This window comes from Rhodopseudomonas parapalustris (assembly GCF_053772255.1).
The window spans coordinates 45,362-57,189 of the sequence record NZ_JAMKBZ010000034.1 but is presented as its reverse complement, the minus strand read 5'-3'; the positions used below and the strand labels follow the sequence as shown (position 1 = coordinate 57,189).

Here is an 11,828-nt window from a genome sequence, read left to right as displayed (position 1 = left end):
ACGAGACCGGCGCTCCCTGTGCGGGCGAAATCGCCCCACACTTGCGCTGCCGAGAGTACAGCGTCGGTGCGCCGGCAACAATCTCCGACGACGTCCCGGCAGCGCGCGCTGCCGGGACCAGGCGTTCAAGCGGCCATCTCCCGGCCGAAACCGGGCGGCGCGACCGCTATTTCTTCGGCCGGATCGCGTCCGCAGTGCCTTGGATGAAGGCCTGGATCTTGACCACATCAGCCTCGGTCAGCTTGCCGGTGAAGTCCGGCATGCCCTTGTCGCGGAACGGTCCCTTGAAGACGATGTCCTTCAGATGCGCGATCCGCTCGGTGGTGGAATAGCCGAGGTTCTTGACGTTGCCGCCGCGGTCGACGCCGGGGACGCCGTGGCAGGTGGCGCAGGCGGCGACATAGATCGCGGTCCCCTCCGCCACGTCCTTCGGATCGTATTCGATGCCGGTGAGCAGATTGCCCATCTGATACTTGGCAAATTCCGGCATCTTGGCCTTGCCGCCGACCGCGAAGGTGTACACCGTGCCGGGCGCCTCGTGTTCGGTAGCGCGGGCGCTGATGCCGTACACGCCGCCCCACCCGACCGCGATCGAGACGTATTGCACGCCGTCGACCATGTAGGTCGCAGGCGCCGCCACCGCGCCGGTGCCGAGCGGGCTCTCCCACAGCTTCTCGCCGGTCTTGGCGTTGTACGCGACCAAGCGGCCGTCAGCCGTGCCCTGGAACACCAGATTGCCCGCCGTGGTCAGCGTGCCGCCGTTCCACGGCGAGACGTATTCGGCCCGCCACGCTTCCTTCTGCTGCACCGGATCCCATGCCAAGAGGCGCCCGAACGGCAGGTTCTTCGGCGGCACCGCGTTCAGCGTGAAGCCGACGTTCCAGCCCGTTGTCGAGCCGAACTTGAATGGCTCCATCTTGTTCTGGTTCAGCGCCTTCTCGCCGGTGAGATTGATCGGCACGCCCTGCGCCGGCAGATACACCAGACCGGTCTGCGGATTGAACGACATCGGGTGCCAGTTGTGCGCACCATACGGCCCCGGGATCGCGTCGAATGGTTTGTCCGCGGAGCGCGCTTCCGGCACTTCGATCGGCCGGCCGTTGGCGTCGTAGCCGGTCGCCCAGTTCACATCGACGAAGTTTTTCGCCGAAATGAACTTGCCGTCGGTGCGGTCGATCACGAAGAAGAAGCCGTTCTTCGGCGCGTGCAGGATCACCTTGCGCGGCTTGCCGTCGATCGTGAGGTCCGCCAGGATCATCGGCTGGGTCGAGGTGTAGTCCCAGTTGTCGCCGGGCGTCTCCTGATAATGCCAGACGTATTTGCCAGTATCGGCATTCAGCGCGACGATCGATGCCAGATACAGATTGTCGCCGCCCGCCGGGCTGCGTAGATGCCGATTCCACGGCGAACCGTTACCTGTGCCGATATAGATCAGGTTGAGATCGGGATCGAAGGTGATGGTGTCCCACGCGGTGCCGCCACCACCATTGACCCACCATTTGCCGGCCGGATCCCAGGTCTTTGCGGCCTTCTCCATCGACTCGTCTTCGAACGGCTTGCTCGGATCGCCCGGCACCGTGAACCAGCGCCATGCCTGCTTGCCGGTCTCGGCGTCGTAGGCGGTGACGTAACCGCGCGCGCCGTACTCGGCGCCGCCATTGCCGATCACCACCTTGCCGTTGAACACCCGTGGCGCACCGGTGATGGTGTAGGAATGCGCGTGATCGACAACCGTGTCGGTTTCCCACGCCTTCTGCCCGGTCGCGGCATCGAGCGCGATCAACCGGCCGTCATAGGCACCGACGAACACCTGCCCCTTGTACAGCGCGACGCCGCGGTTCACGACGTCACAGCAGCCGCGATAGCCTTTCGAGTGATCGACCTTGGGATCGAAGGTCCACAGCTTCTTGCCGGTGCGCGTGTCGATCGCATGCACGACGCTCCACGACGCCGTAACGTACATGATGCCGTCGACCACCACCGGCGTAGCTTCGACGCCGCGCTCGGATCCGAGGCTGTAGCTCCACTGCAGACCGAGCTGCTCGACGTTGTCGGTATTGATCTGGTCGAGCTTGCTGAAGCGGGTCTCGGCATAGTCGAGACCGTAGCTCGGCCAATCCTTGGTGGCCTTGGCATTGGCGATGATCGCGGCACTGTCGACCGCGCCGGTGACCGCGCGAATATGCGCGGCGGAGCCCTTGGCATCTTGCGCGGCGGCAACCGCCGGCGACAGCAGCGCGGCCATCAGCGCCGCCGCGCCGAGCCGCCTCGCAACTAATCGTATCACGGGTTGTTGGACAGGTCGGATCGCAGTCCGCACCGCGTCAGCAGGCTTCCTCATGCATTCGCTCCCTACACGGCCTCTTGCCGGGCCGAGCGGAAGTGTTGCGCGCAGTCGGGAGAGCGTCAACCAGAATGCGGACGAGATGCAGATGCAGTTATTATCTTGCAATGCAATGCGCCACGCGCTGCATTGCGATGTCGCGACCGCGAACTACGCGCCTGAGAATTCGAACAGCTCGCCGTCGTAACCGGCTTCGGCCGGAATCCGCAGCAAACGCTTGTCGCCGTCCTTGCTCATGATCGGCAGCACGGTCACGATGCTCTGTGCACGTGCGTGATCGAGCGCTGCGGCGACGCTCGGCTGCTGGCCGAGCCGGATCAGATTGCGCGTGGTCGGAAACGGCAGCGTGAACCGGCCGCTGTCGCCACCGTCCAGCGCCTCGCGCGGCGACAGCCAGATCGAATCGGTGGTCTCCCAGCCGTCGTGCATGCCGAGCTGTTCGGGCGGCGCCTCGGCGAGGAAGAACCAGGTGTCGAACCGCTTCGGCAGTTTCTCCGGCGTGATCCAGTGCGCGTAAGGCACCAGCAGATCGAGCGCGAGCACCAGTTCGTTGTCGGCCAGGATTTGGGCGAAGGCGATCTTGCCGTCGCACAGCATCTTGCGATGCGCCGCCTCGATCTCGGCAGCACGGCTGGCGGCGACCAGCGCGTCGCTGCCGCGCGGCCGCGCCAGCAAAATGCCGCTTTCCTCGAAGGTTTCGCGGATCGCAGCGATCCGGAATTCCAGCGCCGGGCCGACCGACGCATCGACGCCGGCATACAGCTCCGGCAGGGCGACGATATCGCGATCGCCGGCATCAACACTGCCACCGGGGAACACCAAGGCCCCGGAGGCGAACTCGACCTGATAATTCCGGACCATCATAAACACGTCGAAGCCGGCCGCGGCCTGGCGCAGCAGCACGATGGTCGATGCGGGACGCGCGGCAGCTTCGGTGGTCATGGTGTTACTCCGCAGCCTTGGTGCGCGGCTCGAAGTCGGCGCGTTTGTCGACCCGCGCCAGCCGCGACAACAGATAATCGACCTCTTCGCGTGCCGTGTCTGTCAGGCTCGCGCCCGGCTTGCGCTGCGCGCTCGACGACAGCAGCCCACGCTTCTTCAGCACGTATTTTCGGACCGACAGGCCGACGCCCTGCTGATGCTCGTAGCGGATCAGCGGCAGATGCGCGTCGAACAGATTGTGCGCGAGATCGCGCTGGCCAGCCTTCGAAAGCTTGACGACGTCCACCAGCATGTCCGGGAAGCAGTAGCCGGTCATGGCGCCGTCGGCGCCGCGCTCCATCTCGAAGTCCAGGAACAGGCCGCCATTGCCGCACAGGATCGACAGCGGCCGCAGCGATCCGTCCTTCTGGAAGCCGCGCAGCGTGGTGATCTTCTCCAGCCCCGGCCAGTCTTCATGCTTCAGCATTACGCAGGACGCGCTGTCCATCACGATCTGCCGGATCACCTTCGGGGTCATCACCACCGACAGCGTCAGCGGATAATCTTGCAGCACCCACGGCACATCGTCGCCGATCGCCTCGGTTGCCTGGCGGAAATAGGTGGTGATCTGCTCGTCGGTGCGCAGCGACGGCGGCGGCGCGATCATCACGCCGGCGGCGCCAGCGTCCATCGACAGCCGTGCCAGCCGGCGCATCGCGACGAAGCCCGGCGCCGAGACGCCGACGATCGTCTGCATCGACTTGGCGCGCTTGATGAAACGGATCGCCACCGCCTCGGCCTCGGCCGCATCGAGCTTCGGCGCCTCGCCCAGGATGCCGAGCACGGTGATCCCCTCGCAGCCGACCTCCCCGTAGAAATCTGTCAGGCGGTCGATCGACGCGTCGTCGATCTTGCCGTCGTCGTGGAACGGGGTCGGCGCAATGGCAAAGGTGCCTGCGGCTTCCGGGGTGAGCTTCATCGCGTGGGCCTTTCGATCGGTTGCGCCGGCGCCGGCAGGTCGACCTGCTGGTTCAGCGCCGGCCGTCGCCACCGCACCGGTTCGGCGGCGGCGACGCCTTTCGACACCCGCTCAGCGCGGGCGTCCGGCCGCCTTGATAGCCTCTTCCGAGAAGAAAATCTCGCCGGCGTGGGCCGCAATTTCCTCAGCGGACCAGCCATTGTGGGGCGGCTTCCAGCCGTCCATTTCCATGAGCTTCATCTCGCGCACCCCGCGCGGGCCTGACACGCCGAGCACCTTGCCGGTCTGGTCGCCGGACAGGTTGGAGACCATGTACAGCACCGCCGGCGCGATCCCCTCTGGCGTCAGCGCCGCGCCGGGATTTTCGCGATAACGCGGCAGGTCCTCGGTCATCCGGGTCAGCGCGCCCGGCGCCAGGGTCCAGATCCGGATGTTGTATTTGCGGCCCTCGATCGCCAGCACGTTGGACAGCCCCCAGATGCCGCCCTTCGCAGCGCCATAGTTGCTTTGGCCGAAATTGCCGAGCAGGCCCGAGGTCGACGAGGTATTGACGATGACGCCGCCGCCATTGTCCTTCATCCATTTGAACACCGGCTGGGTGACGCAGAACGTGCCCTTGAGGTGCACCTTCATCACCCTGTCCCAGTTCGCCTCCGAGACCTTGGCGAAGGTCTGGTCGAGCAGGATGCCGGCGTTGTTGACCAGGATGTCGGCGCGGCCGAAATGCTTGATGGCGTCGTCGAACACCGACTGGCCGCCCGCCATGGTCGAGATATCGGCGGTGTTGGCGACAGCGCGGCCGCCCGCAGCCTTGATCGCGTCGACCACCTGTTGCGCCATCCCGGCATCCGTGCCAGAGCCGTCGCGCGGTCCGCCGAGATCGTTGACCACCACCGCAGCGCCTTCGCGCGCGAACAGCTTCGCATAGGCCTCACCCAGTCCGCCGCCCGCTCCGGTGATCAACGCCACCTTGCCGTCGAGCAATCCCATCGCATCCTCCCGTTGTTCTTGTTGGTCACCTCTCCCCGCATGCGGGGAGAGGTCGATCGGCGAAGCCGATCGGGTGAGGGGGTTGGCGACTCTCAGCAACGCTCGGCGTCGCGGATAAGCCCTTCACCCCGACCCTCTCCCCGCGCGCGGGGAGAGGGAGCGCGCCTTGCGTTGTATCAGCCCAGCACCGTCCGGCCGCTCTTGATCACCGTGACGTTGCGTGACTTCACCCGCGCTTCGAACGAGATCACGTCGCCGTCCTTCCACATGTCCATGGTGACGGTCTCGCCCGGATAGACCGGCGAGGAGAACCGCACCGCATGCTGCTTGAACGCCGCGGCGTCGTAGTCGGCATAGGTCTGCAGCACGCCGCGGCAGGTCAGGCCGTAGGTGCACATGCCGTGCAGGATCGGGCGCGGGAAGCCGGCCTTCTGCGCGAACTCCGGATCGGAATGCAGCGGATTGCGGTCGCCGCAGAGGCGATAGATCAACGCCTGATCCGGCCGGGTCGAGATGTCGACGCTGCGATCCGGGGCACGATCCGGCATCTTGTGCGGCTCGGGTTGCTCCAGCGCCGGGCCTCCGAAGCCGCCGTCGCCGCGCGCGAAGCGCGACGCCAGCAGCGTCGCCAGCGCTTCGCCGCCCTCGTCGCGCAGGATGGTCTGGTGACGGATCACCACGCCCTTGTCCTTGCCCTTGTCGTACACCTCGACGACGCTGGAATCCGCGGTGATGTTCGCCGCCACCGGCATTGGCCGATGGAAGGTGATGTCGCGCTCACCGTCGACCACCAGCAGCCGGTTGAGATTCATCTCGCCCGGCCCAGCGCCCCACGCTGCGACCGAAGCGAAGGTCGGCACCACCTTCAACGGGCGCTCGGTGTACGTCGCCTCGTTGACGAAGGCGAGCTCCTTCTCGTCCATCGGATCGGCGCCCATGCCGATGCCGTAGGCGTAGAGCATCACATCGCGGTCGGTGTAGCTGTATTGCTGCCCGGTCGTCTTCAGGGCCTTCAGTTCGTCGTAGCGGGCCGACATTGGCTTCTTCCCTTGTTGTTTTCTTGGTGTTGCGCCTGCGATTGCGCCCTCTCCCCTTGTGGGAGAGGGCTGCGCTGACGTCGCAACGATTGCAGTCCGGTGAGGGGAAAGCGGTATTGCGCGGTTCGCCCCCTCACCCGCTTGTGCTGCGCACAGGCCCCCTCTCCCACAAGGGGAGAGGGACGTAATCAGGCCACCGTAAAGAACGGCAGCGGCGCGCCGCCGTCGCTCGGCTTGAACACCACCTTGACCTTGGTGCCGATCTTCAATGCGCCGAAATCGCAGTCGACGAAGTTGGTCAGCACCGACGGGCCTTCCTTCAGCGTGACGTAGCCGATCGCATACGGACCGGTCGGCGACTTGCGCATCAGGCTGTAGCTGTAGATCTCGCCCTCGCCCTTGCTCTCTTCCCACACCGTCTGGTCGGAGAAGCAGAACGGGCAAAGCGCGCGCGGGAAGTAATGCGCTTCGCCGCAAGCGGTACACCGCTTGATCAGCAGCTTGCCTTCGGTCGCCGCATCCCAGAACGGCTTGGTTTCGGCGTTGCCCTGAGGCGCGGGATATTTCACGGGGCTGTTCATCACACGCGCTCCAGAATGCAGGTCGAGGCGGCGTGGCGGATGCCGAGCATGCCGCCGGTGCCATGGGCGATCGCGAGGTCGCAGTTCGGCACCTGCACCTTGGGATGCGCTTCGCCGCGGAGCTGCCGCACTGCTTCGAGCAGCTTGGTCATGCCGCCGCGATTGACCGGGTGGTTGCTGCACAGACCGCCGCCGTCGGTGTTGAACGGCAGCTTGCCGACGCCCGAGATCAGGTTGCCGTCAGCGACGAACTTGCCGCCCTGCCCCTTTTCGCAGAAGCCGAGATCTTCGAGCTGCATCAGCACCGTGATGGTGAAGCTGTCGTAGATCGAGGCGTATTTGATGTCCTTGGGCGTGACGCCGGCCATTTCGAAAGCCGGCGGCGCGGACCACACGCCGGCCGAATAGGTCAGATCGAGGTTGTGGCCGCCGCGCGGTCCCTTGATCGCCTCGCCTGCGCCAATCATCCGCACCAGCGGCTTCTTCAGGCTGCGCGCGATCTCCTCGGTGGTGACGATCAGCGCGCCGCCACCGTCGGTGACGACGCAGCAATCCATCCGGTGCAGCGGATCGGCGATCAGCGGCGAATTCAGCACGTCCTCGACGGTGACGACGTCGCGCAGCATCGCGTGCTCGTTGTATTGCGCATGATGCGAGGCCGCGACCTTGATCCAGGCGAGCTGTTCGGACGTGGTGCCGTACTGATGCATGTGACGCGCGGCGCACATCGCGTAAACGTTGTGCGTGGTGGCACCATAGGCCAGCTCGAAGTCGCCTTCAGCGCCCACCGGGCGCGGCGGCAGAGCACCGGTGCGAGGCTTGCCCGCCAGCGTGATCAGCGCGACTGAGCAGCGGCCAGCGGCGATCGCCTCTGCGGCATGGCCGAGATGCACCAGATAGGAGCAGCCGCCGGTGTCGGTCGAATCGAAATGGCGAACCTTGAGGCCGAGATAATCGACCATCGCCATCACGCCGCCGGGCGCGTCGCCGGCGCAGAAGTAGCCGTCGATGTCGGCCTTGGTCAGACCGGCGTCGTCGAGCGCGCCTTTGGCGACTTCGGCGTGGAGCTGGGCGATGGATTTATCGGGCGCGTGGCGCGTGGGATGTTCGTAGATGCCGGCAATGTAAGCCTTGCCTCTTATTGTCAACGCAGTTCTCCGCTGGCGTTTGGTCGGACGGTTTTTGTGACCGCTCCAAGCGACCTTGGCAAGCGTGTTCGCGCGCGGGGGCAATTACCACGCCGCGGAATGTTTTGACGCCGCGTCGTCACAGTCAGCCAGAGGGAAAGACCTCTCCGTCATTGCGAGCGAAGCGAAGCAATCCAAGGCCCAATGCACCGGGCTCCTGGACTGCTTCGTCGCTGCGCTCCTCGCAATGACGTGGATAGGATGTTGGCCGACCTACTCCGCCGCCATCTGCCGCGGCGGCGCGGGTTGCGGATCGCGCAGATTGGCGCGGAGTTCGGCGAACCGCGGCGCCGTGTCGTCCACCGACTTCTGCTTGATCGGGCCGTAGCCGCGAATGCGGTCCGGCATCGACAGCAGTTCGACCGCGGTGTCGATCGTGGCCGGCGACAGATGCTGCAGCACGCTGGCGACATCCGCCTCGTAGTCGGCGATCAATTTCCGCTCCAGCTTGCGCTCGGGGTGATAGCCGAACGGGTCGAGCGGCGTGCCGCGCAGGAAGCTGAGCTTCGCCATCACCCGGAACACCGGGCGCATCCCCTCACCAAACTGCCGCTTCTTCGGCCGGCCGGTGAGATCGACGCCGGGCAGAATCGGCGGCGCGAGGTTGAAGCTGATCTTGTAGTCGCCGTCGAACTGGTCGCGGATCTGCTGTTCGAAGCCCGGCTCGGTCAGCAGCCGCGCCACTTCGTACTCGTCCTTATAGGCGAGCAGCTTGGCGTAGTTCAGCGCCACGGCGCGCGGCAGCGCCTCGCCGTAGCCGCCGGCATCCGCGGCGCTGCGCACCTTGGCAACCAGATCGGCGTAGCGCTTGGCCAGCCGCTTGCTCTGGTACGCCGTGAGCAGCGCGCTGCGATGCGCGATGATCTCGTCGAGCGACATTTCGCCCTGGGTCTTGCCTGCCGTCGTATGGTCTGCACCATCCAGCAGCGCAGCCAGACGCGCCGGATCGGCGGCAGCGAGCCGGCCGAGCCGAAACGCCTGGGTGTTCATCTTGATCGAGACGCCGTTGAGTTCGATCGCCTGCTCGATCGCGGTCGCCGACAGCGGCAGCAGACCCTGCTGATAGGCGAAGCCCATCATCATCATGTTGGTGGCGATCGAGTCGCCGAGCAGCGTTTCGGCCGCCTTGGTGAAATCCAGGAACGCCGAGTCCTTGCGGAGCGCGGCTTCGAGAACGTTGTTGACGCGCCGGGTCTGGAAATCGAAGTCGCGGTTGCGGATGAAATCGGCGATCGGGATCAGATGAGTGTTGACGACGCCATGGGTGCGGCCCGCTTCGCAAAGCGACAGCGTCTCCTTGGAGATCGCCATCACTTCGTCGGCGACGATCAGTACGTCGGCAGTGCCGGTGACGATCCGCGAACAGGTGACGTCCTCCGGCTTGTCCGACAGCCGGACGTGGCTGAGCACCGCGCCGCCCTTCTGCGCCAGGCCCGACATGTCGAGGATCATCGAGGCCTTGCCTTCGATATGCGCCGCCATGCCGAGCAGCGCACCGATCGTCAGCACGCCGGTGCCACCGACGCCGCCGACCGCCACGTTGTAGGGCTTATCCAGCCCCGGCCGCGTCGCCGGCTCCGGCAAAGAGCCGAGGTCGCCGAGATCGACCGCCGCACGCTTGCGCAAGGCCCCGCCGTCGATGGTGATGAAGGACGGACAGAAGCCCTTGAGGCAGGAATAGTCCTTGTTGCAGGTCGACTGGTTGATGGCGCGCTTGCGGCCGAGCGCGGTTTCCAGCGGCTCGACCGAGATGCAGTTCGACTGCACCGAACAGTCGCCGCAGCCCTCGCACACTGCGGCGTTGATCATCACCCGGCGCGGCGGGTCCTCCATCAGGCCGCGCTTGCGGCGTCGGCGCTTCTCGGCGGCGCAGGTCTGCACGAATACGATTGCGGACGCGCCCTTGATCTCGCGGCACTCCTTCATCACCGCGTCGAGCTCGTCCCGGTGGCGCAGATGCACGCCCGGCGCGATGGTGTCGGCCGGATAGGCGCCGGGAGTCTCCGACACCAGATAGATGTCGCGGATGCCTTCGGAGTGAAGCTGATAGGTGATCTGCTGCGGCGACAGATCGCCGTCGTGACGCTGACCGCCGGTCATCGCCACGGCGTCGTTGTAGAGGATCTTGTAGGTGATGTTGGCCTTGGAGGCGATCGACTGCCGGATCGCGAGGCTACCCGAATGGAAATAGGTGCCGTCGCCGATATTGGCGAAGATGTGCTTCTCGTCGGTGAACGGCGCGATGCCGACCCACGGCACGCCCTCGCCGCCCATGTGGGTGAAGGTCTCGGTCGAGCGGTCCATCCACAGCGACATGAAGTGGCAGCCGATGCCGGCGAGCGCGCGACTGCCTTCCGGCACCTTGGTCGAGGTGTTGTGCGGACAGCCCGAGCAGAAATACGGCGTGCGCGCGATCGGCACCACCGACTGCACCTGCGACGCGTCGCGGCCGTGGAACCAGTCCGCCTTGGCGCGCAGCATCTCGGCGATCGTCGGATCGATCTCCATCGCCAGCAGCCGGTCGACCATCGAGGTGGCGACCTTGGCGACGCTCAGCTCCTCGGCGAACGGCAAGAAGCGATGATTATGGTCATCCATCTTGCCGATCACGCGCGGCCGCTCGCGCATGCCGAACAACAGTTGCTTGACCTGGTTCTCGACGATCTCGCGGCGTTCTTCGACAACGAAGATCTCTTCCAGCCCGCGCGCGAACTGCTGCACGCCTTCCGGCTCCAGCGGCCACGGCATGCCGATCTTGTAAAGCCGCAAGCCGATCCTGGCGGCGACCTGCTCGTCGATGCCGAGCTCGCGTAGCGCCTGGCGCACGTCCTCGTAGCTCTTGCCCGAGGCCATGATGCCGAACCGCGCGTTCGGCGAATCCATGGTGATGCGATTGACCTTGTTGGCGCGGGCGAAGGCGATCGCGGCGAAGCCCTTGTAGTCCTGCAGCCGGCGATCCTGATCGTAGCGATCGTCCGGCCAGCGCAGATTGAGGCCGCCCGGCGGCATTTCGAAATCGGTCGGAATCACGAACGGCGTCATCTCGTCGGCGAGATTGATCTCCGCCGTGGTCTCCACCGTTTCGGTGATCACCTTCATGCCGACCCAGCAGCCGGAGTAGCGCGACATCGCGATGCCGAGCAGCCCCATCTCGATCATCTCGTGGATCGACGACGGATACAGATACGGCATCAACGCGGCGATGAAGGCGTGGTCGGACTGATGCGGCACGGTCGACGACTTGGCGCCGTGATCGTCGCCGGCAAGGCACAGCACACCGCCGTTCTTGGCGGAGCCCGCCGCATTGGCATGGCGAAACACGTCGCCGCAGCGATCGACGCCCGGGCCCTTGCCGTACCAGATGCCGGTGATGCCGTCGTATTGCGCGCCGGGCGACAGATTGAGCTGCTGCGTGCCCCAGATCGCGGTGGCGGCGAGATCTTCGTTCACGCCGGGCTGGAATTTGACGTTGTACTGTTCGAGATGATGGCGCGCGGCATGGAGCTGCTGATCATAACCGCCGAGCGGCGAGCCGCGATAGCCGGTGACGAAGCCGGCGGTATTGAGGCCGGCCGCGCGGTCGCGCCGGACCTGCGCCATCGGCAGCCGCACCAGCGCCTGGATGCCGGTGAGGAAGACGTGGCCCGAGTGCTGCGTGTATTTCTGATCGAGACTGATCGGTCCCTGGTCGATTCCCATCCGGCCCTCGCATAAGGCATTGGACCGCGAGGCCATTCGGCCGCTGAAGCGGTCTGTTTCGAAACAGTCTAAGCTGGTTTTTCCGCCCCG

The 11,828-nt window shown here is 65.5% G+C and carries 8 protein-coding genes; all 8 read right to left on the bottom strand.

Annotation, left to right across the window (positions count from 1 at the left end; all coding sequences use genetic code 11):
* Nucleotides 1-166: 166 nt before the first annotated feature.
* Nucleotides 167-2,341, bottom strand: a complete 2,175-nt coding sequence (locus M9H71_RS22070) for a PQQ-dependent dehydrogenase, methanol/ethanol family (protein WP_455407026.1) — start codon at nt 2,339-2,341, stop codon at nt 167-169.
* A 153-nt stretch (nt 2,342-2,494) separates the two neighbouring features.
* Nucleotides 2,495-3,286 carry an NUDIX hydrolase gene (locus M9H71_RS22065; protein WP_455407025.1) on the bottom strand — a complete coding sequence of 264 codons (792 nt, stop codon included), beginning with the start codon at nt 3,284-3,286 and terminating at the stop codon, nt 2,495-2,497.
* A gap of 4 nt (nt 3,287-3,290) precedes the next feature.
* A complete protein-coding gene (locus tag M9H71_RS22060) occupies nt 3,291-4,244 on the bottom strand; it encodes a dihydrodipicolinate synthase family protein (protein WP_455407024.1) in 954 nt (317 codons plus the stop codon).
* Between the two features lie 111 nt (nt 4,245-4,355).
* Nucleotides 4,356-5,234, bottom strand: coding sequence for an SDR family oxidoreductase (locus M9H71_RS22055; RefSeq protein WP_455407023.1), 879 nt, complete (start codon nt 5,232-5,234; stop codon nt 4,356-4,358).
* Between the two features lie 176 nt (nt 5,235-5,410).
* On the bottom strand, nt 5,411-6,271 hold the full coding sequence (locus M9H71_RS22050; RefSeq protein WP_455407022.1) for a MaoC/PaaZ C-terminal domain-containing protein: 861 nt from the start codon (nt 6,269-6,271) through the stop codon (nt 5,411-5,413).
* A 188-nt stretch (nt 6,272-6,459) separates the two neighbouring features.
* Nucleotides 6,460-6,852, bottom strand: a complete 393-nt coding sequence (locus M9H71_RS22045; RefSeq protein WP_455407021.1) for a Zn-ribbon domain-containing OB-fold protein — start codon at nt 6,850-6,852, stop codon at nt 6,460-6,462.
* Nucleotides 6,852-8,000 carry a thiolase domain-containing protein gene (locus M9H71_RS22040; RefSeq protein ID WP_011158739.1) on the bottom strand — a complete coding sequence of 383 codons (1,149 nt, stop codon included), beginning with the start codon at nt 7,998-8,000 and terminating at the stop codon, nt 6,852-6,854. The genes M9H71_RS22045 and M9H71_RS22040 overlap by 1 nt, the downstream gene beginning before the upstream one ends.
* Nucleotides 8,001-8,252: 252 nt before the next feature.
* On the bottom strand, nt 8,253-11,738 hold the full coding sequence (locus M9H71_RS22035; RefSeq protein WP_455407020.1) for an indolepyruvate ferredoxin oxidoreductase family protein: 3,486 nt from the start codon (nt 11,736-11,738) through the stop codon (nt 8,253-8,255).
* Nucleotides 11,739-11,828: the final 90 nt, after the last annotated feature.

Excerpts from the sequence above, each read along its gene's own strand:
- M9H71_RS22050 (WP_455407022.1), bottom strand. The coding sequence starts at position 6,271 with ATGTCGGCCCGCTACGACGAACTGAAGGCCCTGAAGACGACCGGGCAG.
- M9H71_RS22070 (WP_455407026.1), bottom strand. The coding sequence starts at position 2,341 with ATGAGGAAGCCTGCTGACGCGGTGCGGACTGCGATCCGACCTGTCCAA.
- M9H71_RS22035 (WP_455407020.1), bottom strand. The coding sequence starts at position 11,738 with ATGGGAATCGACCAGGGACCGATCAGTCTCGATCAGAAATACACGCAG.
- M9H71_RS22060 (WP_455407024.1), bottom strand. The coding sequence starts at position 4,244 with ATGAAGCTCACCCCGGAAGCCGCAGGCACCTTTGCCATTGCGCCGACC.
- M9H71_RS22055 (WP_455407023.1), bottom strand. The coding sequence starts at position 5,234 with ATGGGATTGCTCGACGGCAAGGTGGCGTTGATCACCGGAGCGGGCGGC.
- M9H71_RS22045 (WP_455407021.1), bottom strand. The coding sequence starts at position 6,852 with ATGAACAGCCCCGTGAAATATCCCGCGCCTCAGGGCAACGCCGAAACC.
- M9H71_RS22065 (WP_455407025.1), bottom strand. The coding sequence starts at position 3,286 with ATGACCACCGAAGCTGCCGCGCGTCCCGCATCGACCATCGTGCTGCTG.